General features: G+C 69.5%; 24 protein-coding genes. 16 read left to right on the top strand and 8 right to left on the bottom strand.

Annotation, left to right across the window (positions count from 1 at the left end; genetic code table 11):
- Positions 1-4: 4 nt before the first annotated feature.
- The 3 genes from cheB (at position 5) to HLA95_RS12740 (ending at position 5551) form a co-directional block, all read left to right on the top strand.
- A complete protein-coding gene (gene cheB, locus HLA95_RS12750; RefSeq protein ID WP_255591896.1) occupies positions 5-1072 on the top strand; it encodes a chemotaxis-specific protein-glutamate methyltransferase CheB in 1068 nt (355 codons plus the stop codon).
- Entirely contained in the window at positions 1069-3642 is a 2574-nt protein-coding gene (locus tag HLA95_RS12745; RefSeq protein WP_222183537.1) for a response regulator, read from the top strand. Before cheB ends, HLA95_RS12745 begins: the two co-directional genes overlap by 4 nt.
- Positions 3643-3739: 97 nt before the next feature.
- Positions 3740-5551, top strand: coding sequence for a glycoside hydrolase family 15 protein (locus HLA95_RS12740; RefSeq protein ID WP_222183535.1), 1812 nt, complete (start codon positions 3740-3742; stop codon positions 5549-5551).
- Between the two features lie 26 nt (positions 5552-5577).
- On the opposite strand, the gene HLA95_RS12735 is transcribed toward HLA95_RS12740, so the two are convergent.
- Positions 5578-7314 carry a SulP family inorganic anion transporter gene (locus tag HLA95_RS12735; RefSeq protein ID WP_222183533.1) on the bottom strand — a complete coding sequence of 579 codons (1737 nt, stop codon included), beginning with the start codon at positions 7312-7314 and terminating at the stop codon, positions 5578-5580.
- Positions 7315-7407: 93 nt separating this feature from the next.
- Positions 7408-7659, bottom strand: a complete 252-nt coding sequence (locus HLA95_RS12730; RefSeq protein ID WP_159714085.1) for a helix-turn-helix domain-containing protein — start codon at positions 7657-7659, stop codon at positions 7408-7410.
- A 209-nt stretch (positions 7660-7868) separates the two neighbouring features.
- Here HLA95_RS12730 and HLA95_RS12725 point away from each other — a divergent pair, with 209 nt between their 5' ends.
- Entirely contained in the window at positions 7869-8609 is a 741-nt protein-coding gene (locus tag HLA95_RS12725; protein ID WP_191061572.1) for a helix-turn-helix domain-containing protein, read from the top strand.
- A 15-nt stretch (positions 8610-8624) separates the two neighbouring features.
- Here the strand turns inward: HLA95_RS12725 and HLA95_RS12720 are convergent, their stop codons facing one another.
- Positions 8625-9167, bottom strand: a complete 543-nt coding sequence (locus HLA95_RS12720; protein WP_222183531.1) for a hypothetical protein — start codon at positions 9165-9167, stop codon at positions 8625-8627.
- Positions 9168-9373: 206 nt separating this feature from the next.
- Here HLA95_RS12720 and cydX point away from each other — a divergent pair, with 206 nt between their 5' ends.
- Both cydX and hemN read left to right on the top strand, forming a co-directional pair.
- Positions 9374-9493: a cytochrome bd-I oxidase subunit CydX gene (gene cydX / locus HLA95_RS12715; protein ID WP_222183529.1), complete on the top strand. Its 120-nt coding sequence runs from the start codon at positions 9374-9376 to the stop codon at positions 9491-9493.
- A complete protein-coding gene (gene hemN / locus HLA95_RS12710) occupies positions 9451-10830 on the top strand; it encodes an oxygen-independent coproporphyrinogen III oxidase (protein ID WP_222183527.1) in 1380 nt (459 codons plus the stop codon). The genes cydX and hemN overlap by 43 nt, the downstream gene beginning before the upstream one ends.
- 6 nt (positions 10831-10836) lie before the next feature.
- Here the strand turns inward: hemN and HLA95_RS12705 are convergent, their stop codons facing one another.
- The 3 genes from HLA95_RS12705 to HLA95_RS12695 are packed head-to-tail and all read right to left on the bottom strand — an operon-like array spanning position 10837 to position 13726.
- Entirely contained in the window at positions 10837-11538 is a 702-nt protein-coding gene (locus tag HLA95_RS12705) for an SDR family NAD(P)-dependent oxidoreductase (RefSeq protein ID WP_191058434.1), read from the bottom strand.
- Between the two features lie 29 nt (positions 11539-11567).
- On the bottom strand, positions 11568-12290 hold the full coding sequence (locus HLA95_RS12700; RefSeq protein ID WP_191058433.1) for a FadR/GntR family transcriptional regulator: 723 nt from the start codon (positions 12288-12290) through the stop codon (positions 11568-11570).
- A complete protein-coding gene (locus HLA95_RS12695; RefSeq protein ID WP_191058432.1) occupies positions 12287-13726 on the bottom strand; it encodes an FAD-binding oxidoreductase in 1440 nt (479 codons plus the stop codon). The genes HLA95_RS12700 and HLA95_RS12695 overlap by 4 nt, the downstream gene beginning before the upstream one ends.
- 176 nt (positions 13727-13902) lie before the next feature.
- Here HLA95_RS12695 and HLA95_RS12690 point away from each other — a divergent pair, with 176 nt between their 5' ends.
- The 10 genes from HLA95_RS12690 (at position 13903) to HLA95_RS12645 (ending at position 22786) form a co-directional block, all read left to right on the top strand.
- Positions 13903-14964, top strand: coding sequence for an amidohydrolase family protein (locus HLA95_RS12690; RefSeq protein WP_191058431.1), 1062 nt, complete (start codon positions 13903-13905; stop codon positions 14962-14964).
- Positions 14951-15721 carry an iron-sulfur cluster assembly protein gene (locus HLA95_RS12685; RefSeq protein ID WP_191058430.1) on the top strand — a complete coding sequence of 257 codons (771 nt, stop codon included), beginning with the start codon at positions 14951-14953 and terminating at the stop codon, positions 15719-15721. The genes HLA95_RS12690 and HLA95_RS12685 overlap by 14 nt, the downstream gene beginning before the upstream one ends.
- Positions 15714-16124, top strand: a complete 411-nt coding sequence (gene gloA / locus HLA95_RS12680) for a lactoylglutathione lyase (protein ID WP_191058429.1) — start codon at positions 15714-15716, stop codon at positions 16122-16124. The genes HLA95_RS12685 and gloA overlap by 8 nt, the downstream gene beginning before the upstream one ends.
- A 90-nt stretch (positions 16125-16214) precedes the next feature.
- Positions 16215-17750, top strand: a complete 1536-nt coding sequence (locus HLA95_RS12675; protein ID WP_191058428.1) for an ABC transporter substrate-binding protein — start codon at positions 16215-16217, stop codon at positions 17748-17750.
- A gap of 72 nt (positions 17751-17822) precedes the next feature.
- Positions 17823-18779, top strand: a complete 957-nt coding sequence (locus tag HLA95_RS12670; RefSeq protein WP_222183525.1) for a carbohydrate ABC transporter permease — start codon at positions 17823-17825, stop codon at positions 18777-18779.
- A gap of 1 nt (position 18780) precedes the next feature.
- Positions 18781-19593, top strand: coding sequence for a carbohydrate ABC transporter permease (locus HLA95_RS12665; protein ID WP_191058426.1), 813 nt, complete (start codon positions 18781-18783; stop codon positions 19591-19593).
- Between the two features lie 4 nt (positions 19594-19597).
- The gene (locus tag HLA95_RS12660; RefSeq protein ID WP_191058425.1) at positions 19598-19789 is read left to right on the top strand and encodes a hypothetical protein; all 192 of its coding nucleotides are present in this window, start codon (positions 19598-19600) and stop codon (positions 19787-19789) included.
- Positions 19789-20898, top strand: coding sequence for an ABC transporter ATP-binding protein (locus tag HLA95_RS12655; protein WP_191058424.1), 1110 nt, complete (start codon positions 19789-19791; stop codon positions 20896-20898). The genes HLA95_RS12660 and HLA95_RS12655 overlap by 1 nt, the downstream gene beginning before the upstream one ends.
- Before the next feature lie 4 nt (positions 20899-20902).
- Positions 20903-21976, top strand: a complete 1074-nt coding sequence (locus HLA95_RS12650; protein ID WP_191058423.1) for an ABC transporter ATP-binding protein — start codon at positions 20903-20905, stop codon at positions 21974-21976.
- Between the two features lie 192 nt (positions 21977-22168).
- Positions 22169-22786 carry a vWA domain-containing protein gene (locus HLA95_RS12645; RefSeq protein ID WP_191058422.1) on the top strand — a complete coding sequence of 206 codons (618 nt, stop codon included), beginning with the start codon at positions 22169-22171 and terminating at the stop codon, positions 22784-22786.
- 45 nt (positions 22787-22831) lie between these two features.
- On the opposite strand, the gene HLA95_RS12640 is transcribed toward HLA95_RS12645, so the two are convergent.
- Positions 22832-23443 carry an alpha/beta hydrolase gene (locus tag HLA95_RS12640; protein WP_222183523.1) on the bottom strand — a complete coding sequence of 204 codons (612 nt, stop codon included), beginning with the start codon at positions 23441-23443 and terminating at the stop codon, positions 22832-22834.
- Between the two features lie 14 nt (positions 23444-23457).
- Complete coding sequence (locus tag HLA95_RS12635; protein ID WP_191060452.1) at positions 23458-24390, bottom strand: ring-cleaving dioxygenase; 933 nt, start codon at positions 24388-24390, stop codon at positions 23458-23460.
- Between the last annotated feature and the right edge of the window lie 175 nt (positions 24391-24565).

Below are 24565 nucleotides of genomic sequence, written 5' to 3'. Positions count from 1 at the left end.
CGCCATGACCAGGGAGCGCGGCAGGATCCGCGTGCTGATCGTCGAGGATTCCAGGGTGGCGGCGATCCAACTCGAGCAGGTGCTGGCGGAGGACGGCCGGTTCGAGGTGGTGGCGGTGGCCGGGTCGGGCGAGGATGCGCTGGCCCTGGTGCCGCGCCTGAGCCCCGACATCGTGCTGATGGACGTGCAGCTCCCCGGGATGGACGGCGTGGAGACCACCCGCCGGATCATGCAGACTAGGCCGACCCCGATCGTCATCACCTCGGCCACCATCAGCAATCCCATGGTGACGGTGTCCCTGGACGCGCTGAAGGCCGGCGCCCTGTCGGTCACCGAGAAGCCGCTCGGCCGCCGCCGCGACGAGTTTCCCCGCCTGGCCCGGCGCCTGTGCCAGCAGCTCGCGATCATGAGCGAGGTGCGGGTGGTGCCGCAGCGCCACCTCTCGGCCCGGCCACTGGTCCAGGCCAGTGGCGAGACGGGCCGCTGCCGCAGTGCCGCGCGCTACGAGATCCTGGGCATGGTCGCCTCCACCGGCGGCCCCGCGGCGCTGGCCAAGGTGCTGGGCGCCCTGCCGCGGGAGTTCCCGCTGCCGGTGGCGGTCGTCCAGCATATCGGTGCCGAGTTCACCGAAGGCTTCGCGGCCTGGCTGGACAGCCAGGTGCCGATGGCGGTCCGCCTGGCCCGCCATGGCGAGCGCCCTGCGTCCGGGCATGTCTACGTGGCGCCGGGCGGGCACCACCTGATCGCCGGCCAGGACCTGCTCCTGCTCAGCAATGAGCCGCCCGTCGGCGGCCAGCGCCCGTCGGGCACGATGCTGCTCCAGTCGATCGCGGCCAGCTTCGCCGAGCGGGCGATCGGGGTGGTCCTGACCGGGATGGGCGACGACGGTGCCGCCGGCCTGCTCGCGATGCGCCAGCGCGGTGCGCACACCATCGCTCAGGACGAGGCGTCGGCCGTGGTATACGGGATGCCGGCGGTCGCCGCGCGGACCGGTGCCGCGCGGCTCCAGCTCCCGCTCGACGCGATCGGCCCGCACCTTCTCCAGACTGCCAAGGACGGCCGCCCGACATGACGGAGCCTGCTCCCAAGATTCTCATCGTCGAGGATTCGCCGACGCAAGCCCTGCGCCTTCAGCTCACCCTGGAGCAGCAGGGCTGGGCCACCATGTCCTCGGCCAGTGCGGAGGACGCGCTCGCCAAGCTGAACGGCGAGCTGCCCGCACTGGCCCTGGTCGACCTGCACCTGCCCGGGATCAGCGGCGACGAGTTCACCCGCCGCGTGCGCATGAACATGCGCACGCGCAGCCTGCCGACCCTGATGCTGACCGATTCGGACAGCCTGGAATCGCAGCGGCGGGCGTTCGAGAGCGGCGCGGACGACTTCGTGCCGAAGTCCGCCGCCAGCGACGTGCTCCTGCTGCGCATCCGCAACCTCCTGCGCAGCCCCGCCGGGGCGGCGCCGGAGTCGGATGCCGCCGTGCCCGAGTTCCGGCGCAGCCGTACCCTGGTGGTGGTGGACGTGACCGAGGTCGACCGCGGCCGGGCGGCGATCGCGGACCGATTGGCGGTTCATCTCCAGCAGGAGAACCACGACGTGACCGTGGTGCCGGGCGGCGAGATGGCGGTGGCCCGGCTGGGGGCGAACCCCTATGACTGCGTGGTCGTGCTCCTGCCCGATTCGGTCGAGACCGCGCTGCAGTGCTGCCGGCGGCTGGACGACGCCAGGCGCAGCCTGGGCCAGGCGTTCCAGATCGTGGCGCTCGAGCCCACCCCGGGATTGCACCCGCCGCTCGGGGTGCTGGAGACCGGGGTGGACGACTTCGTGGACGCCGGCAGCGGGCTGCAGATCCTGAGCGCCCGGCTGGGTGCGCATCTGCGCCGGCGCGCCATGCAGGAAGAGGCGATCCGCCGTGCCAAGGAGGAGGCCGAGCGGCAGCGCGAGCTGGAGCAGGCGCGGGAACTGGCGCGCACGGCCGAGGCCAAGGCCAAGCTGATCGCGGCGCTGGAGCAGTCCAATGCCGAACTGGCCGCGGCCAACCTGCGCCTGCGTGACGTGCAGGCCGAGCTCACGCAGGCCAAGGAGACCGCCGAGCGTGCGGCCAGGGCCAAGACCGAGTTCCTGGCCACCATGAGCCACGAGATCCGCACGCCCATGACCGGGGTGCTGGGCATGGCCGACCTCCTCGCGGCGGAAGACCTCTCGCCCAACCAGCTCCACTACGTGAACACGATCCGCCGGTCCGGCGCGCACCTGCTCAGCATCATCAACGACATCCTGGACTTCTCGCGGATCGAGGCCGGCCGGCTGCAGCTCGAGACGATCGACTTCGCGCCGGCCGCGGCCGTGGACCACGTCTATTCCCTGATGCAGCCGCAGGCGACCGAGCGGGGGCTGGTGCTGCGCCAGGAGGTGGACGACCTGTCCGGCCTGGTGGTGCATGGCGACCCGACCCGGCTGCGCCAGGTGCTGGTCAACCTCGTGGGCAACGCCTTGAAGTTCACCGCCCGCGGCGAGGTGGTGATCGGCGTGGATCTGCGCCATGCCGACGAGCAGGCCGTCGTGCTCCGCATCTGGGTGCGCGATACCGGGATCGGCATCGCCGCCGGGCGCCAGGCCGCCCTGTTCTCCGCCTTCGTCCAGGGTGATGCCTCGACCAGCCGGCATTATGGCGGCAGCGGCCTGGGGCTCGCCATCTCCAAGCGGCTGGTCGATGCCATGGGCGGCACCATCGGCGTCGAGAGCGAGGAGGGGCGCGGCAGCCTGTTCTGGTTCGAGCTGCCGATGCGGCGCGGGCAGCTCGTGGACGCTGCCCTGCAGGAGGCGGCGGAGAGCGATGCGGTGCCGCCGATGCGGATCCTGGTCGCCGACGACGTGGCGGTGAACCGCGAGCTGATCAGCACGATGCTGACGCGCCAGGGCCACCAGGTCGACCTGGTCGAGAACGGCCAGGAAGCGGTCGAGCAGGCGGCGCGGGTCCCTTACGACGTGATCCTGATGGACGTGCAGATGCCGGTGATGGACGGTGCGGAGGCGACCGCCCGGATCCGCCGCCTGCCGTCGCCGCAGGCCGGCGTGCCGATCCTGGCGCTCACCGCCAATGTCATGGCGAGCGAGCGGGAGCGCTATCTCGCCGCCGGCATGAACCGCTGCCTGATCAAGCCGATCGTCTGGAGCGAGCTGTTCGGCGCCCTGGCGGCGATCGCCCGCGGCACGCCGATGCGCAGCGACCCGCCCGCCGCACCTGATCCCGATGGTTTGCAAGGCGACGATCCGGTGGAGCAGCCGCTCCTGGACGAGCGGCGCATCGAGAACATGGCGGCGAAGATGCCGGCCTCGATGCTCCGGCAGATGCTGGGCCGGAGCATCGAGGCCGCCGGGGAGTGCCGGCAGCGGATGCTGGCCGGCGACGGTGAGGTGGCGGTGCTGATCGCCGAGGCACACAAGCTCAAGGGTAGTGCCGGGACGGTGGGCCTGCCCCGGGTAACCGCGCTGGCCGCCCGGATCGAGGCGGCGGCGCGGGCGGGACGGGACCAGGCCGTGCTGGCCGAGCTCCTGGACCGGCTGGATCGGGCGATCATCCATACGCGCGCCGCACTCGGCGACGTGCTGCGGGCGCTGGACGGCAGCTCGGCTCCATCCTGACCGCTCCGGAGCCGGCTGGTCACGCTGCTCGACATCGGCCAGGCAGCGAGGCACTCCGTTGCCCGGTAGGTCACCGCCCCGGGGGCTGTGCTGCAGCATGATCGAGGACTATGCGCTGATCGGGTCCACCACCGGTGCGGGGCTCGTCCATCGCGACGGGACGATCGCCTGGCTGGCCCTGCCGCGCTTCGATTCCGAGGCGATGTTCGCGAGCCTGCTCGGCGACGCGCGGCACGGGTCCTGGACCATGGCTGCCGCCGATCCCGGTGCCCGGGTCAGCCGGTGCTACCGGAAGGGCACCTTCATCCTGGAAACGACCCATGAATCTGCCTCGGGCGAGGTGGTGGTGGTCGACCTGCTCACCCTGCCGGACCGCGGCGGCCGCCACCGGCTGGTCCGCCTGGTGCAGGGCCGACGCGGCCGGTTGTGCCTCCATACCGAGATCCGCTTCCGGTTTGGCTATGGCGCCTATGTGCCGTGGCTGCGCCAGGTCGAGGGTGGCGTGGTGGCGGTGGCCGGGCCGGATGCCGTCCGGCTCACCGCGGACGTGCCGTTCGAGAACGCCGACTTCGCCAGCACCGCCGAGTTCGAGCTGGGCGCCGGCGAGGAGGCGGCGTTCGTCCTGGAGTGGTTCCCCTCGCATCTGCCCATTCCGCCACCGGTCCGCAACGCCCCGGCACTGGTGGAGCATGCCGCCCGGGTGATGCGCGCCTGGACGGCGAAGTCCATCTATCGGGGCGATCACCAGGAGGTGGTCGAGCGCTCCCTCCTGACGCTGAAGGCCCTGACCTACAGCCCGAGCGGCGGGATCGTGGCGGCACCCACCACCTCCTTGCCGGAATGGCCGGGCGGGGTGCGCAACTGGGACTATCGCTACTGCTGGATCCGCGACGCGGTGCTCACGATCTATGCGCTGCTCGCGTCCGGCTATCGTGAGGAGGCGGAGGACTGGCGGCACTGGCTGATGCGCGCCATGGCGGGCTCGCCCGACGAGCTGCAGATCATGTACGGCCTGCATGGCGAGCGCCGCCTGACCGAGACCGAGCTCGACTGGCTGCCGGGTTTCGAGGGCAGCCGGCCGGTGCGGATCGGCAACGACGCCTATCGGCAGCGACAGCTCGACGTCTACGGCTCGGTGATCGGCGCCTTCTACGTGGCGAGGCGGGCCGGCCTGAACGAGACCGACGAGGTCTGGCCGCTGGAATGCAGCATCGTCGTCGGGCTGGCCGGCCTTTGGCGGGAAAAGGATTCCGGCCTGTGGGAGATGCGCGGGGAGCCCCGCCACTTCGTCCATTCCAAGGTCATGTGCTGGCTGGCCTTCCATGCCATGGTGCTGAGCGTGGAAGAGTTCGGCCTGGACGGGCCGGTCGAGGAGTGGCGCCGGATCCGCGCGGAGATCCACCACGACATCTGCACCCGCGGCTATGATGCGCGGCAGAACAGCTTCGTGCAGTATTACGGTGCTGACGGCGTCGATGCGGCCCTGCTGCTCATGCCGCTGGTGGGCTTCCTGCCGATCGACGACCCGCGCATCCAGGGCACGGTCGCCCGGATCGAGCGCGAGCTGCTGCGCGACGGGCTGGTGCTGCGCTACCTTACCAGGGAAGCGGTGGACGGGCTGCCGCCGAAAGAGGGGGCGTTCCTCGCCTGCAGCTTCTGGCTGTGCGACGTCTATGTCGCGATGGGCCGGCTCGACGAGGCGCGTGTCCTGTTCGAGCGGCTGGCGGGGCTGGCCAACGACCTGCACCTGCTGGCGGAGGAATACGACCCGCACGCAGGGCGGCAGCTCGGCAACTTCCCCCAGGCCTTCTCCCACCTGGCGCTGATCAACAGCGCGCATGTGCTGGCAGGATCGGCGGGCGGTGCATGGCGGGCCACGAACCGCTCCCCGCCCGGCCGGTCGGCCTGACCGGCCGATGCTCCAGGTGAGCCGGCTCAGGCCTGCTCGGGCTGGGCGGCGGCATCGGCCGGTGGTCCGGCCAGGCTGGCGTGGGCGGCGGTGACCGCCTCGGCGATGGTCGGCTCGAAGTGCACCTCGGGCGGGCGGACCCCGTGGGTCAGCAGCACGCGCCGGATCGCCGGGCGGGTGCCGGTCAGGTAGACCGCCGCGCCCTGCCGCCGTGCCTTGCGCACGAAGCCCTCCAGCGTGTTGGCGGCGGTGGAATCCAGGATCGGCACCGCGGAGAAGTCGATCACATGGGCCTTCGGCTGCTGGCCGATCCGGTCCAGTGCCGCGGCGACGCTGGCGGCGGTACCGAAGAAGAACGCGCCGGAGATGCGGTACACCGTGACATCCGCATCGGCGGCCAGTGCCGCGTCATAGCGGTCGGTCGGCCTGGGCTCGTCGGCTTGGTCCTCCTCGATCATCGGCTGCAGGTGCTCGATCTGCACCATCTGCGCCATGCGGTGCAGGAACAGGAGCGCCCCTAAGCCGAACCCGACCAGGATGCCCTCGGTGAGGTCGCGGAACACCACAAGCAGGAAGGTGGCGCCCAGCACCACGGCATCGCCCGGCGAGGAGCGTAGTAGGGTGGCGAACTCGTGCTTCTCCGCCATGTTCCAGGCGACCACCGCCAGCAGCCCGGCCAGGGCCGAGAGCGGGATCCAGCTCGCCAGCGGTGCCGCGACCAGCATGAACAGCAGCAGGAACAGTGCGTGCAGCATGCCCGAGACCGGGCCCCTGGCACCGGCGCGCACATTGGTGGCGGTACGGGCGATCGTGCCGGTGACGCAGATCCCGCCGAACAGCGGCGAGGCGATGTTGGCTATGCCCTGGGCCACCAGCTCGCAGTTGGAGCGGTGCCGCCGCCCGGTCATGCTGTCGGCCACCACCGCGGACAGGAGGCTTTCGATGCTGCCCAGCAGGGTGAACGCGACGGCAGCCGGCAGCACCTCGACGATCCGGTCCAGCGAGATGGCCGGCAGTTGCGGTGCCGGCAGGGCCTGGGGAATGCCGCCGAACCTCGTCCCGATCGTCTCGACCGGCAGGCCGAAGCCGGCCGCCACCACCGAGGCCAGGGCGACCGCGATCAGGTAGGCCGGCCAGTTCGGCCGAAAGCGCCGCACCAGGACGATCGTGCCGATCGCCAGGCCCGCCACCGCGATCGCCGCCGGGTTAGCCGTGGGCAGGGCCTGGGCCAGTGCTGGCAGCTTCTCGAGCAGCGGGCCCGGCTCGTGGGCCAGGGTCAGGCCCAGCAGGTCCTTGATCTGGCTGGCGAAGATGATGACCGCGATCCCGGCGGTGAAGCCGACCGTGACCGGGTAGGGGATGTATTTGATGAAGGTGCCCAGGCGCAGCAGGCCGATGGCGAGGAGCATGATGCCGGACAGGAAGGTCGCGAGCAGCAGGCCGTCGACGCCGTAGGTCTGCGTGGTCGCGGCCACCAGGACGATGAAGGCGCCGGCCGGGCCGCCGATCTGGAAGCGGCTGCCGCCCAGCAGCGAGACGATGAACCCGCCGATGATCGCGGCGTACAGGCCGCGGTCCGGCGTGACGCCCGACGCGATCGCGATCGCCATCGACAAGGGCAGGGCCACGATGGCGACAGTGAGGCCGGCCACCAGGTCCGCCCGGAAGTCGGGCAGGCGGTAGCCCTCGCGCAGGACGGTGACGAGCTTGGGCGTGAACAGCTCGCTGAAGCTGGGGCTGGTAGGTTTGGCCGACGTCGCCATGTAACTAACCCTGCGGCAGGGGCACGCGATCGTCGGTGCCGGCCCGACGACGGCCCACGCTGGAGAAAACTGGTCAGGAGCGGCAGGCGCCGGTCAGGGCGCATGTCGCAAGCGCACGCCCCGGCCCCGACCGTTGCTGGGTGCGTTCTCGCCGATGAGCTCGATGCCGGCGGTGTCGAGCGCCTGGATCACCTTGGTGAGCGTGTCGACCACGCCCCGCACGGTGCCCTCGCTCGCCTCCATCCGCTGGATCGTCGGCAGCGACACCCCCGACAGCTCGGCGAGCTGCCGCTGGTCGATACCGAGCAGTGCCCGGGCGGCGCGCATCTGCGCTGCGGTGATCATCGATGCTCCACAACCGCTGTCCAGAGGCTGGTACATAAGAACTGATGTTCTGTACATCAATGATGATGCTATGTCCGTGACTGCTGCGGGTTGGTGACACATGGCTGCCGGAATGGCTGCGCTGCGCCATTCGGTCCATGCGGCAGCCGCTTTCCGCCCAGGCCGCGGCCGCCTAGGTAGGATCCGTGCGGAAGGTAGAAGGAGAGGACGTGGCGCAGGAGCAGGCGGCGACCAGCGGGCGGAGCTACCGTGACCCGTGCGGGGTCTGCCTCGACTGCGCGGTGCGCCGGCAGGCGGTCTGTGCCGCGCTGGAGGACCATGAGCTGGGTGCGCTCCAGGCGATCATGGTCTCGACCCGCATCGGCGCACAGCAGACCGTGGTCGAGGAGGGGCAGCCGCGCCGCCGGGTCTTCACCCTGACCTCCGGCATGCTGCGGCTCTACACCATGCTGCCCGACGGGCGCCGCCAGATCACGGCCTTCCTGTTGCCGGGCGACTATCTGGGGCTCGGCGACGAGAGCAGCTACGACCAGACGGCCGAGGCCGTGGTCGATTCGGTCCTGTGCGGCTTCCCGGTGGCCGAGATGGACCGGCTGATGGAACGCTATCCCCGCCTGCAGCTCCGCCTGAACCAGATGACCCGGATCGCGCTGCGCCAGGCGCGCGACAGCCAGCTCATCCTGGGCCGGCTGGCGCCGGTGGAGAAGCTGGCGAGCTTCCTCCTGGTCCTGTCGGAGCGCCAGGCCGAGAGCGGCGAGCCGGAAAGCCCGGTCCATCTGGCCATGACTCGCACCGACATCGCCGACTATCTGGGGCTCACCATCGAGACGGTCAGCCGCAGCTTCACCAAGCTGCGGCTGCAGGGCCTGATCCAGCTCCCAGAGGCCCATCAGGTCGAGATCATCGACCGCCGCGCACTCACCGCCGTGGCCGGCATCACGCCACGCTGACGGGCCGGCTGCCGTTCAGGAACGGGCGGGCGACGACCTCGCTGCGGGTCGCGCTGCCGCCAGCGCCGCGAAGCTGCCGAGGCAAGCCAGCAGCAGGCCCGCCAGGATCGGGCTGCTCACGGTGCCGGCACCCAGCGCCTCCAGCCCCTGCCGGAGCACCGCCAGCACGGCCAGGGCCGCCAGGACCTGGATGGCGGCGGCACCCGCAGCACTGATCCAGGCCTGGCGTCGACGCGCGGCAGTGGCGAGGCAGGTCCGCTGGCCGGGGGCGGCACCCGGCACCATCAGCCCGGCCGAGCTGTCCACCGACATCCGGCCGAGCGAGCGGCCGAGCAGGACCAGCCCGGCCGGGACCAGGAAGAGGGCGGCGGCATAGAGCAGCGCATAGAGCGGGCCCGCGGATGGCAGGAACAGGAACAGGAGTGCGGTGACCAGCGCTCCGGCCAGCGCCGCGGCCGCGAGCGGGACCAGCCCCGCCGGGAAGGCGCTGTCCAGGCTGTCGACATCGACGGTGAGCCTGCCGGCCAGGCCACCATGCTCACCGAGCGGATTCGCCACCGTCACATGCTTCATCGCGCTGCACAGAAACAGGGGGAGGTCCAGCTTCCTAGGCACCGGCACGAGCCGCGGCATTGATCATGATCAAGGTGAGGCCGCTGCCGCCACCGTAGAGCGGGCTCGTTGCGGCGTCCGGCCGCATCGGAGCCACGGATGCGCGCTCCGATCGGCCGCAAGCCCAATGCCAGTGACCGGAGCAGGGAACGATGTGGCACTTCTCCTGGATCCTCGGCGCCGGGCTCGCCTGCGCCTTCACCCTGCGGACCGCCGTGCGGCATGGCCCATGCCGCGAGCGCCGGCCGGTTCCCGCCCGGAGCCGGCGGTGACGGTCGAGGCGGCGGTGCGCCGCTACGCTGCCCGGCCAGTACCCCGCTACACCTCCTATCCGGCCGCGGCCGAGTTCTCCGCCGCGGTGGGCAGTGCCGAGCACGCGGCCTGGCTGCGGCGGCTCGACCCGGACGAGAGCGTCTCGCTCTACCTGCACGTGCCCTACTGCCGAGAACTCTGCCACTACTGCGGCTGCCATACGAAGATCGCCGTGCGCGACCATGTCATCGCCGGCTACCGTCAGGCGCTGGAAGGCGAGATCGCCCTGGTGGGCAGCCTGCTGCCCAGGCGGATCCGGGTGGGCCGGCTCGCCTGGGGCGGTGGCACGCCCAGCATCCTGGGCGCCGAGGGGCTGGCGGCGGTGCTGGCCGCGCTGCGCCGGCAGTTCGACATCGAGGCGGGGATCGAGCACGCGATCGAGCTCGACCCGCGCCATGTCGATCCGGCACTGGCCCGGGCACTCGCCGGCCTCGGCGTCAACCGGGTGAGCCTGGGCGTGCAGGACCTGGACCCGGGCGTGCAGGCGGCGATCGGCCGGATCCAGCCGCAGGCGACCGTCGCGGCGGCGGTGCGCATGCTGCGCGAGGCCGGCGTGGCCAGCATCAATTTCGACCTGATCTACGGCCTGCCGCACCAGACCGTGGCCAGCATCCGCGCCACCTGCGCCGCCGTCGCCGGGCTGCAGCCGGATCGGATCGCCTTTTTCGGCTATGCCCACCTGCCCTATCGGCGCGCCAACCAGCGGCTGATCGACGAGACGGTCCTGCCGGATGCCGCCGCACGCTACGACCAGGCCAGGGCGATCGCCCAGCACTTCCAGGCCAGGGGTTTCGTCCCGGTTGGCATCGACCATTTCGCGGCACCGCACGACGCGCTGGCCAAGGCGGTGGCCGATGGCCGGCTGCGCCGCAACTTCCAGGGCTATACCGACGACGACCGGCCGATCCTGCTGGGCTTCGGCGCATCGGCCGTCTCGCGCCTGCCCGAAGGCTTCGTGCAGAACATCGCCGACAATCCACGCTATTGCCGGGCGATCGCCGGGCAGCAACTCGCCACTACCCGGGGCTGGCGGCTGACGGAGGAGGATCTGGCCCGCGGCCGGATCATCGAGGCGCTGATGTGCAGCTTCGAGGCCGACCTGGAGCGGCTGGATCCGGCGCGGACCTATCCGGACGAACTGGCGCTGCTGCGCCCGCTGGCCGCCGACGGGCTCCTGGAGATCCGGAGCAGCCGGATCCGGATGACCGAGGCGGGGCGGCCGGTCGTCCGGGTCGCGGCCGCGGTGTTCGACAGCTTCCGGGCGCAGGACGGCAAGGGCTTCAGCATGGCGGTCTGACGGCCCTCAGAACCGCTCGGCCCAGGGGCGCAGCTCGACCTCCAGCGCCCAGGCGCTGCGCGGCTGGCGCAGCACGTCGAGATAGGCTGCGGCGATCGCGTCCGGATCGAGCGTGCTGTCCGGCCGGTCGTCCGGGTCGGGCCGCGTGGCGCTCCGCACCGCACCGTCGATCACGAAATGGGCGACATGGATGCCCTTGGGCCAGAGCTCGCGGGCAGTGCTCTGCGCCAGACCGCGCAGCGCGAACTTGCCCATCGCGAACGCGGCGGAGTGCGCAAAGCCCTTCACGCTCGCGGTGGCGCCGGTCAGGAGGATCGCGCCATGGCCTCTCGGCAGCATTCGGCGGGCGGCCTGCCGGGTGACCAGGAAGCCGCCGAACGCGGTGACCCCAATGGCACGCTGCACGACGGCCGGGTCCAGCTCGGCGATCGGACCCTGTGCGCGGGCGCTGGCGTTGTAGAGGACGAGGTCCGGCTCACCCAGGCGCGCATCGACCTCGCCGAACAGGCGCTCCACGGCATCGGCGTCGGCGGCATCCACCTGGAAGCGCTGGGCACCGGTCTGCTCGGCCAGCGGCGCCAGCTTTCCTGTGTCGCGCGCGGCGAGCCCGACCTTCAGCCCCTCAGCCGCAAACGCCCGGGCGACCGAGGCGCTGATGCCGGGGCCGGCACCGACGATCAGGGCGGTACGGTAGGGGATGGCTGCCATGTCCGGACCTCCCAGGGGAGTGCGCCCGGTCAGACCGGCTCGGTCAGCTCCAGGCGGTAGCCCAGCCGCAGGGCGGCCAGGTGTATGTGCCTCGCCATCGCGTCCTGCGCCCGTGCCGGATCCTGTGCCGCGATGGCGTCGTGGATCGCCGCGTGCTCGGCGATGGTGACCTCGACGATGTCGCCGAGCTCCGCCTCCGGGCGGGCGCGGGTTTCCATGATGGTGACCCGCACCTGCTCCGACAGGAAGCTCACCGCCATGCGGATATAGGCGTTGCCCGTGCCCTCGGCGACCGCCTTGTGGAATTCCAGATCGGCATCCACCCCGCCGCTCGCCCATTTCTCGGTGCCGCGCATCCGGTCCAGCGCCCGCTCCAGGGCAGCGAGCTGCTCGGGCGTGCGCCGGCGCGCCGCCAGGCTCGCGGCACGGATCTCCAGGATCGCACGCAGCTCGAACAAAGCCTGGAACGCGGACGGGTCGGCCAGCGCTTCCGCGTCGAAGCGCAGGGTGGGGACGGCGGTACGGGCCACGAAGGCGCCGACCCCCTGGCGGGACTGGATGATCCCGTCCGAGCGCAGCCGGGAGATCGCCTCGCGCACCACGTTGCGGCTGACCCCGAAACTGTCGGCCAGCGCCTGCTCGGTCGGCAGCCGGTCGCCCGGCTTGAGCCGCTCCTCGACGATCTCCTGCAGGATGCGGCTGGCGATCCTGGAGGGGAGCTGGGGGGTGCGGCCGAGCGCATCGATCTTCATGAGCTGCCTTTCGGCATGGCCGGCTCCAGGATCCGGCCGGGGTTCATCAGGTCGTCGGGATCGAGCGCCTGCTTGATCCGCCGCATCAGGTCGAGCTGCAGGGCCGGCTTGCGAGCCAGGAAGGCCGCGCGCTTCTTCGTGCCGATGCCGTGCTCGGCACTGATCGAGCCGCCCAGCCGGTCCAGTTCGGCGAACACGATCGCCTCGCAGCGCTGGAGGAAGCCATCGATCCGCTCCGGCGGGAGGCCCGACGGCGGCACCACGTTCAGGTGGATGTTGCCGTCGCCCAAATGACCATAGGCGAGCGGCAGGCAGTCCGGTGTGCTGGCCAGCAGGGCCGCCTCCGTCCGTTCGATGAAGGCGGGGATCGCGGAGATCGGGATCGAGACGTCGGTGCGCAGATGGCGGCCGCGCCGGACCTGCGCCTCGATCAGCCCCTCGCGCAGCCGCCAGAAGCCCTGCGCCTGCGCCGTGCTGGCCGCGACCGCCCCGTCCAGGACATGCCCCGCCTCCACCGCCCGCTCCAGGAAGCGCTCCAGGATGGGGCGCAGCTCGATCAGCCCGCCGGTCGCGGCTTCCAGGAGGATGTAGACCGGGGCCGGGTCGAACGGATCGCGCAGGTCGGTCGCCACCTCCAGGGCCAGCTCGATGCAGGCCCGCGGCATCAGCTCGAAGGCCGAGAGGAGGTCGCCCATGTCGCGCCGGGCCTGGGCGAACAGCGCGACGGCACTGGCTAGGGACGGCAGGCCCAGCAGGGCGGTCTCGACCTGGGTCGGGCACGGGTGGAGCTTCAGGCTGGCCGCAGTGACGATGCCGAGCGTGCCCTCGGCACCGATGAAGAGCTGCTTCAGGTCATAGCCGGTATTGTCCTTGCGCAGCCCGCCCAGCCCCTCGAACAGCCGCCCGTCCGGCAGCACGACCTCCAGGCCCAGGACCAGCTCGCGGGTCATGCCGTAGCGCAGCACGTTGATGCCGCCGGCATTGGTCGCGATGTTGCCGCCGATCTGGCAACTCCCCTCGGCACTGAGCGAGAGCGGGAAGTACAGGTCCTGGGCTTTGGCCGCCTCCTGCACCGCCGCCAGGACGCAGCCGGCCTCCGCCACCATCGAGAAGCCGGCGGCATCGATGCCGCGGATCCGGTTCATCCGCTCCAGGCTGACCACGACCTCGCGGCCGCTGTCTGCGGGCGTGCCACCCCCGACCAGCCCGGTATGGCCGCCCTGCGGGATGACCGGCACGCGCATGGCGGCACAGCGGCGCACCACTTCCTGGACGTCCGCCGTGCTGCGCGGGCGCACGACGACCCGTGCCCGGCCGACATGGTCGCCCGACCAGTCCCGCTCGTAGCGGGCGCGCTCCGCCACCTCCTCGACGAGGCCGAAGCCGCTCAATCCGACCGCGAGTTCGTCGGACGCCGTGGCGGACGTTTGCGCCATGCCTGCTCCGAAAGTTCTTGGCCCGATGGCCGGGCCTCCCTGACCCATCCGGCCCGGACACTTACGGACCGGAGCACTTATAGGGTTGTAGGACAATAGGATTATGCTACGTTTGGCGGCAAGCAGGAATAGGACGCCGATGCAGCCGAGCAATGAGCTGCAGAAAGGGGAGGCGGATGTTCGTGACGCCGGAGGGCGACAAGGTCCTCGTCATCGATGGTCACATCCATCTCTGGGACGCGCGTCCGGAAAATCGCCGGAACCGCTACGGCCTGACCTTCATCGAGAGCTTCTGGGGCTCGCATGTTGGCATGACGCCGCAGGACCAGCGCTGGGACTTCGACCGGTTCTGCTGGTACGGCATCGAGGGCGCGGCCAAGGACCTGTTCGAGGACGGCTATGTCGACTACGGCATCATGCTGCCCACGAACCTCCACGACTTCTACGTCAACGGCTTCAACACGATCCAGCAGTGCGCGGCCTTCAAGGAGGCCTATCCGGACAAGGTGATCCTGAACGGCCGCTGCGACCCGCGGGACGGCCAGCGTGGCCTGGACCGGCTGGAAGCCGAGCACGCGCAGTGGAAGTTCAAGGGCGTCAAGCTCTACACCGCCGAATGGAACGGCGTGTCCAAGGGCTACACGCTGCGCGACGACTTCGTGGCGCCCTACATGGAGAAGTGCCGCGAGCTCGGCATCAAGAACATCCACATCCACAAGGGGCCGACGATCCATCCGCTCAACAAGGATGCGTTCGACGTGCACGACGTGGACTATGTGGCCACGGCGTTCCCCGACCTGAACTTCGTCATCGACCATTGCGGCATGCCGCGGATCGACGACTTCTGCTGGATCGCCGGGCAGGAGCCGAACGTCTATGGCGGCCTGGCGCTGATCCCGTCCTTCATCCATGCGCGGCCCAAGTATTTCGCGCAGATGATGGCCGACCTGCTGTTTTTCCTGGGCCCGGACCGGCTGATCTTCGGCTCGGACTACGGCATCACCAGCCCGAAATGGATCGTCGAGAAGCTGATGGCGTTCCAGTTCACCGACGAGCTGGCGCAGGAGGCGGGCACTCAGCTCACCATGGAGGTGAAGCGCAAGATCCTGGGGCTGAACGCAGCCAGGCTCTACGACATCGAGGTCGACCCGATCTTCCAGATCCCGGCGCCGCCCAAGGAGGACGAGGGCGAGCTGACCCATCCGGTCGCGCCCGGGGGCATCGATGTCGCCGCTTGAGCTGCCGGTCATCGACACGGCCGAGAAGGTCGAGGTCATGGCGCGGCTCGACGAGGTGCTGGACCCGGAGCTCGACCAGTCCGTCACCTCGATGGGCTTCATCGAGAGCGTGACCGTCGAGGGCGGGGTGGTCGACGTGGCCTTCCGCCTGCCGACCTTCTGGTGCTCGGCCAACTTCGCCTTCCTCATGGCAGTCGACATGAAGGCCGCGATCGAGCAGCTCGGCTGGGTGAAGGAGGTCAGGATCCGCCTGGTCGACCATTTCGCCGCGCGCAAGATCAACGAGGGTGTGGCCCGCAACGCCCGCTTCGATGAGGTGTTCGCGGGCGAGGCCACCACCGACCTTTCCGAGATCCGCCGCCTGTTCCGCGAGAAGGCCTTTCTCGGCCGGCAGGCCGGCCTCCTGCGGGCGCTGGCGGCCGAGCGGGGCGTCGAAGGCGCGCTGGCGCTGACCCTGGGCGGGCTGCGCGAGCTGGCGCATGGAACCGGCGAGCTCAGGCCCCTGGCGATGCGCTACCTGACCGCCCGGCTGGTGGATGGCGGCCCGGTCACGCCGGATGCGCCGGCGTTCACCACGTTGGCGGGTGACGCAGTGGTTGTGGAACGGTACACGCAGCACCTGCGCGAGATCCGCCGGGTGCGCGGTGCTGCCGAGGCCAATGCCGAGATGTGCCGCATCTACCTGGAGGCGCGCTATGCCGGCGCCCGTCCGGGTACCGGCACGATCCTGGAAGGGAAACGGGACGCCCATGGCTGACAACAAGTTTCAGATGATGCACACGATGGTCCGGGTGAAGGACCTCGACAAGTCGCTGGACTTCTACACGCGCCTGCTCGGCATGCAGCTCCTGCGCAAGATGGACTTCCCCGAAGGCAAGTTCACGCTGGCCTTCGTCGGCTACGGCCCGGAAGAGACCCATGCGGTGGTCGAGCTGACCCATAACTGGGACCAGACCGAGCCCTACGACCTGGGCAATGGCTACGGCCACATCGCGCTCGGCGTCCGCGACATTCACGGGATCTGCAAGGAGCTGGAAAAGGCGGGTGCGAAGATCCCGCGGCCGCCCGGACCGATGAAGCATGGCACCACGCACATCGCCTTCGTCGAGGATCCGGACGGCTACAAGATCGAGCTGATCGACCTCGACACGCGCGGTTGACGCGCCCGGCCGGGCCCCGAGGGGTCCGGCCTCTTTTCGCCATGGCCGTCGAGAACATCGTCGAGAATGTTCCGACCAGGGAGGTAAGAGATGACCGGAATCCTCCGGCGCGGCTTCACGCGTCGTGACGCCTGGCGCACCAGCGCCGCCTATGCCACCGGCCTGTCGGCGGTGGCCGGCTTCGGCCTGCCCGCCTTCGCCCAGAGCGAGGATGCGGACAAAATCGTGGCCGAGATGGTCGCGGCCAATCCGGACAAGTTCAACCTGTCCAAGATCCCCGAGGTCACGAACAAGGACAAGATCACGGTCGTGGTCGAGTCGGGCTTCTGGTCCGACTATCTCAAGACCGCGATGATCCCGAAGTTCACCGAGAAGACCGGGGTCGAGGTCGAGGTGGTCGGCATGTCGACCAACGTCATGTACGCCAAGCAGCAGGTCGAGCTGCTGGGCGATACGGGCGGCTACGACGTGCTGTCGATGGAAGCGGCCTATGTGCCGGAATGGGCGGCCAACGGCTTCGTGAAGCCGCTCTACGAGCTGGCCACGGAGTACGACTCCGAGGGCGTCGACGGCATGGCCGAATATCTCAAGCCGTTCTACGCCGGCTTGATGACCATGATGACCTACGAGAACCAGCCCTACTCGATCCCCTACAACAACTATACCCAGGGCCTGCATTACCGGGCCGACCTGCTGGAACACCCGGAAGAGCGCAAGGCGTTCGCCGAGAAGTACGGCTATCCGCTTACCGTGCCGACCACCTTCCCCCAGCTCATCGACGTCGCCGCCTTCTTCACCCGCAAGGCCGGCGAGAACGCGGCCGGCAAGCCCTTGGAGAAGGACCTCTACGGCGTGGCGCTGATGGCCGGCCGCAACGAGCAGATCAACGACGAGTTCAGCGCCATCATCTGGGGCATGGGCGGCGACTGGTTCCGCTCGATCTACGACGTGAAGGGCGTGCTGGAAGGCTACGAGATCACGATCCCCGACCGGATCAGCATCGTGGCCGCCCAGACCTACCTGGAGCTGCTGAAGTCGGCGCCGCCGGCGGCGATGTCCTGGGACTTCCCCGAGGCCGCCAATGCGATGGCCGAGGGCCAGGTCGCGATGGTGCCGTTCATGTTCAACAATCTCTGGCCAGTCACCGCCTCGGTCGAGACCAAGTTCCCGGGCACCCGCGCCAAGGTGGCGACCGTGCCGGGCGGGCGGCCCTATACCGGTGCCTACGGCATCGGGGTGGCGCACAATGCCAACAATCCCGAGGGCGCCTACTGGTTCGTGAAGTACCTGACCTCGTATGAGGGCCAGATGGCCTATGCGCTGGGCGGCGGGAATCCCTGCCGGCGCGACGTGGTGCTGGACCCGTTCTTCCAGACGGAGGAGCGGCGCCTGACCAACGGCGCCTATGCCCAGAACGACCTGGACACCATGGCCTGGACCTACGACGTCGCGAAGAAGGGCCACTTCACCTCGACGGCCATGGGCAAGATCTACTCCGAACTCGCGATCGCCTGCGCGAAGATCGTGAACAAGGAGGCCGAGGTCGAGCCGGCGCTCCAGGAACTCGCCGCCAAGATCGTCGACATCCAGGGCCGCAGCGGCAACGCGAAGATCCTGGAAAGCTGACCCTTAGGAACGGGGAGGCGTCCGCGCCTCCCCGCCACGCTACCCCCGGCATCCCTGGGAGACCGGCAGCCGATGCAGGCTCGACCGTCCGTCAGCACCGTTCCGACCGACGCCAAGGAAGCGATGGCGCCCGCACGCTCGCGCTGGTCCTGGCGCGGCATGGTCGAGGACGATGCCATCTTCAAATGGCTCCTGCTGGTGCCGGCGCTGATCTTCATGGTGGCGCTGGTCATCTATCCTACCGTGTTCGCGGTGGTGACCTCGTTCCAGAAATACATCCTGCCCAGGCCCGCCACCTTCGCCGGGCTCGAGAACTGGCGCTGGGTGGTCAACGACGCGGCCTTCTGGTCGGCCTTCCTGACCACCGTGAAGTTCGTGGTGATCGCGGTGGGCGTCGAGCTGGTGCTCGGCACGCTGATCGCCCTGTTCCTCAATCGCGAGTTCCGCGGCCAGACGGTGATCCGCGGCCTGTGCATCCTGCCGCTGGTGGCAGCGCCGTTCGCGACTTCGCTCGCATGGCGGCACCTCTATAATTCCGACTACGGCGTCATCAACTACGTGCTCCAGGCCATAGGCCTGCCACGGGTCGAGTTCCTGGCCGACAGCTCGATCGCGCTTTACTCGGTGATCGCGATCGATGTCTGGCAGTGGACGCCGCTCGTCATCTTCGTGGTGTTCGCCGCCCTGCGCGGCCTGCCCAAGGAGCCGTTCGAGGCGGCGAAGATCGACGGCGCGTCCGCCTGGTTCACCTTCCGCCGCCTGACCCTGCCGATGATCAAGCCGGTGCTGCTGATCGTCGCCATGCTGCGGATGGTGGAAGCGTTCCGCGTCTACGACATCCTCTACGGCACCACCCGCGGCGGGCCCGGCACCTCGACCGAGACGATCAACTGGCTGATCTTCCGCGAAGGCTTCCAGTATTTCGATCTCGGCCGCGCCACCGCCATGTCGGTGCTGGTCCTGCTCATCGTGCTGGTGCTCACCAATCTCCTGTTCCAGCAGCTCATCAAAGCGATCCGGGCGAACTGAGATGGCACGCAACCTCCTGTTCTGGGTCGGCATCGTGCTGCTGGTCGGTGCTTGCCTGTTCCCGATCCTGTGGATGCTCAACCTCAGCCTGAAGCCGAACGAGCTGGCCCAGGCGGTGCCGCCGGCGTTCTTCTTCGAGCCGACCTTCGAGCATTATCCGACCGCCTGGCGCTCGGCCAATCTCGGCCCGCTGCTCCTGAACAGCGTGATCGTGGCGGTCGGCAGTACGATCCTGGTGCTGCTGGTCTCGGTGCCGGCCGCCTACAGCTTCGCCCGCTACGAGACCTCGCGCGGCCATCTCCTGTTCATGATCCTCTCGACCCGGATGATGCCGGCGGCCGCGATCGTGGTGCCCTACTACCTGATCTTTCGCCAGTTCGGCCTGCTCAACACCCATATGGGCGTGATCCTGGCCCACGCCTTCTTCAACTTCTCGTTCTGCACCTTCGTGCTCTACGGCTTCTTCAAGGAAATCGACCCGAACATCGAGTACTCGGCGATGATCGACGGCTATAGCCGGCCGCAGATCTTCCGCAAGATCATCTTCCCGCTGCTCAAGCCGCCGATCGCGGTGGTGACCTCGTTCAGCCTGATGTTCAGCTGGAACGAGTTCCTGTTCGCCTTCGTGCTGACCCGCACCGATGCGTCGCGCACGGTCACGGCCGGCATCGAGCAGTTCTGGACCATGACCGGCATCCAGTGGGGGCCGATGTCCGCGGCAGCGCTCATCGCGATCGCGCCCATGCTGGTCTTCTCGATCTACCTGCAAAAATACATCGTCCGGGGGCTCACCTTCGGCGCGGTCAAGAGGTGAGGCGATGGATTGGGGTACCCGAATGTTCTGGGGCTTCATGGTCTGGGTCGCGATCAACCTCCTCTGGCTGCGCTTCCTCGAGCCCGTGGCATCGATGTGGATCGGCTGCGCAGTCGCGATCCTGGGCCTGGTCGTGACCATGGTCGTGCTGAAGCGTCTCTACCCGTTCGACGCGGCGCCCGTGGGAGGCCGGTGATGGACAAGCTGCAACTGCAGGGCATCACCAAGCATTACGGCCGCACACTGGCCGTGGACGACGTCTCGTTTGCCTGCACGCGCGGCGAGTTCTTCTCGATCCTGGGGGCGTCGGGGGCGGGCAAGTCGACGCTGCTCAAGTCGGTCGCCGGCATCGTCCAGCCCGACCGGGGCCGGGTCCTGATCGACGGCCACGACGTGACGAAGCGGCCGATCCAGGACCGCAACGTCGCCATGGCGTTCGAGAACTACAGCCTCTACCCGCAGATGAAGGTCTACGAGAACATCGCCTTCCCGCTGCGGGCACCCACGCGCCCCCGCCGGCTGTCGCCGACGGAGGAGCGGGCCAAGGTCACCCACGTCGCCACCATCCTCGGCATCGAGCCCTATCTCGACCGCCTGCCGGGCCAGCTCTCCGGCGGCCAGCGCCAGCGTGTCTCGCTCGCCCGCGCCATGGTCCGCGAGCCCAACGTGTTCCTGCTGGACGAGCCGCTGGCGCACCTGGACGCCAAGCTGAAGTTCCAGACCCGCACCCGGCTGAAGCAGCTGGCCGTCGAGATCGGCGCCACCACGCTCTACGTCACCCATGACTTCCGCGAGGCGCTGTCGCTCTCCGACCGCATCCTGATCCTGCGCCAGGGCCGGATCGAGCAGATCGGCACGCCCAAGGAGATCTACCACGCCCCGGCCACCGACTTCGTGGCGGCGCTGGTGGGCGACCCGCCGATGAACCTGATCGACGGGCGCGTCGCCCGTGCCGGCGACCGGCTGCGCTTCGAGGTCGAGGACGCGCCGGTGCCGATCGTGATCGACCTGCCGGAGAACGCCGCCATCGACCGGATCGGCGGCGAGGGCACGGTGCGGCTCGGCTGCCGGCCGGGCGACCTCCGGATCGCACCCGACGACCGCGGCGCGATCCGCCTGCCGATCTACGCGATCGAGCACAGTGCCGAGGCGTCGCTGCTCAGCTTCAGCCTGGGCCATGACCGGATCATCCAGGCGCAGGTGCCGGGCCGCATCGACGCGCGGGCGGGCGAGCCCGTGCCCATCGGCTTTGCGGCCGACCGGCTGTTCCTGTTCCGCAAGTCCTTCGAGCTCGGCGAGGTATGAGCCCGTGAAGTCGGTGTCGCTGCACGACGTGCGCAAGAGCTATGGTGGCGTAGACGCGGTCAAGGGCATCAGCTTCGAGGTGGCCAAGGGCGAGTTCATGGGCATCCTGGGTCCCTCGGGATGCGGCAAGAGCTCGACGCTCCGGATGATCGCAGGCCTGGAGGACATCACGTCGGGCGAGCTGCGCTTCGACGGGGTGGTGGTGAACGAGCTCTCGCCCAAGGACCGCGGCATCGGCATGGGCTTCGAGAACTATGCCCTCTACCAGCCGCTGACCGTGCGCGAGAACATCGCCTTCCCGCTGGAGGCCCGCGGCATGCCGCGGGCCGAGATGGCCCCGCGCGTCCAGAAGATGGCGAAGCTCATGGAGGTCGAGGACGTGCTCGACCGCAAGCCCTACGAGCTGTCCGGCGGCCAGCAGCAGCGCGTCTCGCTGGCCCGCGCCCTCGTCCGCGATCCGAGTGTGCTGCTGCTCGACGAGCCGCTCTCGCACATGGACCGCCATGCCCGCGTCCGCCTACGCGCGCGCATCCGCCACATCCACGACGCGATCGGCGCCACCTCGATCTACGTTACCCACGACCAGGAAGAGGCCGTGGCCCTGTGCGACCGGGTCGCGGTGATGAATTTCGGCGACCTGCAGCAGATCGGCTCGGTCGAGGAACTGTGGCACCGGCCGAGGAACCGGTTCGTTGCCGGCTTTCTCGGCCAGCCGGCCATGAACTTCATCCCGTCCGTGACGGTGGACCGCCATCGCCTGCGCTTCGAGGTCGAGGGCCAGCCGACCATCGAGGTGCGCCAGGCCCTGCCGGAGCCGGGCAGGCGGGTCACCTTCGGCATCCGGCCCGAGCATGTCCGGATCGGCGGCGAGGATGCGTCAATTCCCGGCCGGGTGGTGCTGGTGGAGATGGAGGGCGACGTCGACGTCATCACAATCGATGTCGGTGGCATCGAGCTCAAGACCCGCACGGGCACGCACTGGGCCATGGCGTCGGGCGACCAGGTGCGGCTCGCCTTCCCGGTCGAATCCCGCCACGTCTTCGACGGCGAGGACGACGCCGCACCGGCGCTCGCCTGAGCCAATCCCCGCCAGGGACATAGGCTGGCGCATTCTTCTGCGCCCTCCGGTGCGCCCCAGCACCGATTGCCATGGACGATCCCGTCGACCTGGAGCGAACTTGCTCCTCCACGATCAGGAGGCCCGCCAAGCTCGTCCCAACATGATGTCGTCGTGAATGTCGGTCGTGAATTCTTCCATGGAATGATTCGGGTGAACAAGAATACTGAACTGAACGCCTATATCCTGCTGGACCGCTCGGGCTCGATGGCACATCGCTGGGTCGAGGCGCTGGGTGCGGTCAACGGCTATGCAGCCAAGCTCGCCAAGTGGGGCAGCGTCCGGCTGACCGTGGCGACCTTCGACGGCCTGGACGGGCTGCAGTTCGAGGTGCCGCGCGACGGGGTCCTGGCGGCGAACTGGCTGCCGCTGACCGGGCAGGAGGCGGAGCCGCGCGGCAACACGCCTCTGTTCGACGCGGTCGGCCGGCTGGTCCGTCGGGCCGAACTCGCCGGGGCCGAGCGCACCTCGATCGTCGTCATGACCGATGGCGAGGAGAATGCCAGCACCGAGCTGACCCAGAAGGGCGCCAAGATGGCGCTGGCGCGCTGTCGCAAGCGCGGCTGGGACGTGGTGTTCCTGGGCGCCGACTTCGATGCCTTCAGCCAGGCCGCCTCGGTCGGGGTGGCGGCCGGCGTCACGCTGAACACGGCCTCGGGGCATCTGGCGGCGAGCCTGGATGTCCTGGCTGCCCGGGCGGAGCGCTACGCCGAGTGCGGCGACATCGCAGCGTTCACCGAGGCAGAGCGGGAGCAGGCGGCCGGCCGCTGAGCCGATGCCGGGCCTGGGAGGGCTGGAGGCCCTTCCAGGCCCGCTTCAGCGCTGATCGAGCCACCGAGCGGTCAGCGTCAGGTCGGCCTGAGACAGGCCGTGGCCGACCGGCAGCACACGGTGCTCGACGGCAGCACCGGCAGCGCTCAACTGGGCGGCCAGCCGCGCCGCATTCTCTTCCGGCACGATCGCGTCGGCCGCACCGGACAGCAGCAGGACTGGCTTGCCATCCAGGCTCGCCTCGGGCGGCTCGGCCAGCGGCACCATCGCCCGGATCAGCACCGCACCCGCCAGGGTGTCGGGGTGCAGGAGCAGGGTCGCGGCCGCGATGTTGGCGCCGTTCGAGAAGCCGAGGGCGATTGGCGCTGCCAGCCCGTAGGCCGCGCGTGCCTCGGCCACGAAGCCGGCCAGCTCGCCGGCACGGCGGCGCAGGTCCGCCTCGTCGAACACGCCTTCCGCCAGCCGGCGGAAGAAGCGCGGCATCCCGTTCTCCAGCACCTTGCCGCGCGGCGAGAGCAGGGCGGAGCCGGGCGCCACGGTCCGGCCGAGCGGCAGGAGGTCGGTCTCGTCGCCGCCGGTGCCGTGCAGCAGCAGGACCGGCGGCCGGCCGGGCACGGTGCCCGGCTCGAACCGATGGAGGAAGGACAGTTCGGTCATCGGATCCGCTCCTGTCAGTCGATGGCCGGCAGCAGGGCCTCGAGCTCCGCCCGGCGCCCCTGCACGAAGCGCGGCAGTTGCAGGCCGCTACCGAGCGCGTCTGGCGCCTCGTCGATGGCAAAGCCCGGGATGTCGGTCGCGATCTCGAAGATCGTGCCGCCGGGGGCGCGGAAATAGACCGAGCGGAAATAGTCGCGGTCCTTCTGCTCGGTCGCGGCGATCCCGTGGTGCTGCGCCAGCCTCGCGACAATGGCCGCCTGCTCGGCATCGTCGGCGGCGCGGAAGGCGACATGATGCACCGAGCCGCCGCCCATCCGCGCCGGCAGGAAGCCCGGCACCACATGGATGTCGACGATCCCGCCGACCGGGTTGCCCGGCACCTGGAAGCGCACCAGCGACCCTTCGCGCTCGCCCCTCTCGAAGCCCAGCACGTCGGTCAGCACCGCCCCCGTCGCGGCATCGTCCTCCAGCAGGAGGCGGACGCCGTGCATGCCGCGGATCGCGTGCTCGGCCGGCACGCTGCCCTTGCCCCAGGCCGGCTCGCTCTCGATGCCGGGCAGGGCGATCAGGGCCAGGCGCATCCCGTCCGGGTCCTTGAAGGTCAGGACGGTCTGGCCGAAGCGCCGGACCGGGTTCTCGTGCGGCACGCCCTTCTCCAGGAAGCGCTGAGTCCAGTAGCCCAGCGAGCCCTCCGGCACGCGCAGCACGGTCTCCTCCGTCTCGCCGACGCCCAGCCTCCCGGCCGCCACATGTTCCCACGGGAAGTGGGTGAGGATGGTGCCGGGGCTGCCCGCCTCGTCGCCATAATAGAAGTGATAGGTGGTGGGATCGTCGAAATTCACGGTCCGCTTGACCATGCGCAGACCGAGCGTGTCGACATAGAAGTCGCGACTGCGCCGGGCAGGGCCGGCAATGGCCGTGACATGGTGGATGCCGTGGGTGGTCATGGTGCTCTCCTTGGCGGAGACCCCGCCTTTGCTCGTCACAGCAGATAGGCTGCCGGGCTCCGCTCGCTAGAAGCAGATCATTGCTTTGACGCAATCCCACTCCTGCAAAACCGCATTTTGCGTTGCGCCCTCGAAAGATGAACATTCGAGCCATAGCCCATCGATTCGAGGATCA

The organism is Geminicoccus harenae, assembly GCF_019800005.1.
GTDB classification, from domain to species: Bacteria; Pseudomonadota; Alphaproteobacteria; order Geminicoccales; family Geminicoccaceae; genus Geminicoccus; species Geminicoccus harenae.
Note: the sequence above shows the minus strand (reverse complement) of the source record. Positions and strands in the feature narration are given on the sequence as shown.

Excerpts from the sequence above, each read along its gene's own strand:
- HLA95_RS12640 (WP_222183523.1), bottom strand. The coding sequence starts at position 23,443 with ATGACCGAACTGTCCTTCCTCCATCGGTTCGAGCCGGGCACCGTGCCC.
- HLA95_RS12690 (WP_191058431.1), top strand. The coding sequence starts at position 13,903 with ATGTTCGTGACGCCGGAGGGCGACAAGGTCCTCGTCATCGATGGTCAC.
- HLA95_RS12685 (WP_191058430.1), top strand. The coding sequence starts at position 14,951 with ATGTCGCCGCTTGAGCTGCCGGTCATCGACACGGCCGAGAAGGTCGAG.
- cheB (WP_255591896.1), top strand. The coding sequence starts at position 5 with ATGACCAGGGAGCGCGGCAGGATCCGCGTGCTGATCGTCGAGGATTCC.
- HLA95_RS12740 (WP_222183535.1), top strand. The coding sequence starts at position 3,740 with ATGATCGAGGACTATGCGCTGATCGGGTCCACCACCGGTGCGGGGCTC.
- HLA95_RS12700 (WP_191058433.1), bottom strand. The coding sequence starts at position 12,290 with ATGAAGATCGATGCGCTCGGCCGCACCCCCCAGCTCCCCTCCAGGATC.
- hemN (WP_222183527.1), top strand. The coding sequence starts at position 9,451 with ATGCCGCGAGCGCCGGCCGGTTCCCGCCCGGAGCCGGCGGTGACGGTC.
- HLA95_RS12665 (WP_191058426.1), top strand. The coding sequence starts at position 18,781 with ATGGCACGCAACCTCCTGTTCTGGGTCGGCATCGTGCTGCTGGTCGGT.
- HLA95_RS12735 (WP_222183533.1), bottom strand. The coding sequence starts at position 7,314 with ATGGCGACGTCGGCCAAACCTACCAGCCCCAGCTTCAGCGAGCTGTTC.
- HLA95_RS12745 (WP_222183537.1), top strand. The coding sequence starts at position 1,069 with ATGACGGAGCCTGCTCCCAAGATTCTCATCGTCGAGGATTCGCCGACG.
- HLA95_RS12660 (WP_191058425.1), top strand. The coding sequence starts at position 19,598 with ATGGATTGGGGTACCCGAATGTTCTGGGGCTTCATGGTCTGGGTCGCG.
- HLA95_RS12695 (WP_191058432.1), bottom strand. The coding sequence starts at position 13,726 with ATGGCGCAAACGTCCGCCACGGCGTCCGACGAACTCGCGGTCGGATTG.
- HLA95_RS12730 (WP_159714085.1), bottom strand. The coding sequence starts at position 7,659 with ATGATCACCGCAGCGCAGATGCGCGCCGCCCGGGCACTGCTCGGTATC.
- HLA95_RS12705 (WP_191058434.1), bottom strand. The coding sequence starts at position 11,538 with ATGGCAGCCATCCCCTACCGTACCGCCCTGATCGTCGGTGCCGGCCCC.
- HLA95_RS12635 (WP_191060452.1), bottom strand. The coding sequence starts at position 24,390 with ATGACCACCCACGGCATCCACCATGTCACGGCCATTGCCGGCCCTGCC.
- HLA95_RS12670 (WP_222183525.1), top strand. The coding sequence starts at position 17,823 with ATGCAGGCTCGACCGTCCGTCAGCACCGTTCCGACCGACGCCAAGGAA.
- HLA95_RS12655 (WP_191058424.1), top strand. The coding sequence starts at position 19,789 with ATGGACAAGCTGCAACTGCAGGGCATCACCAAGCATTACGGCCGCACA.
- HLA95_RS12675 (WP_191058428.1), top strand. The coding sequence starts at position 16,215 with ATGACCGGAATCCTCCGGCGCGGCTTCACGCGTCGTGACGCCTGGCGC.
- cydX (WP_222183529.1), top strand. The coding sequence starts at position 9,374 with ATGTGGCACTTCTCCTGGATCCTCGGCGCCGGGCTCGCCTGCGCCTTC.
- gloA (WP_191058429.1), top strand. The coding sequence starts at position 15,714 with ATGGCTGACAACAAGTTTCAGATGATGCACACGATGGTCCGGGTGAAG.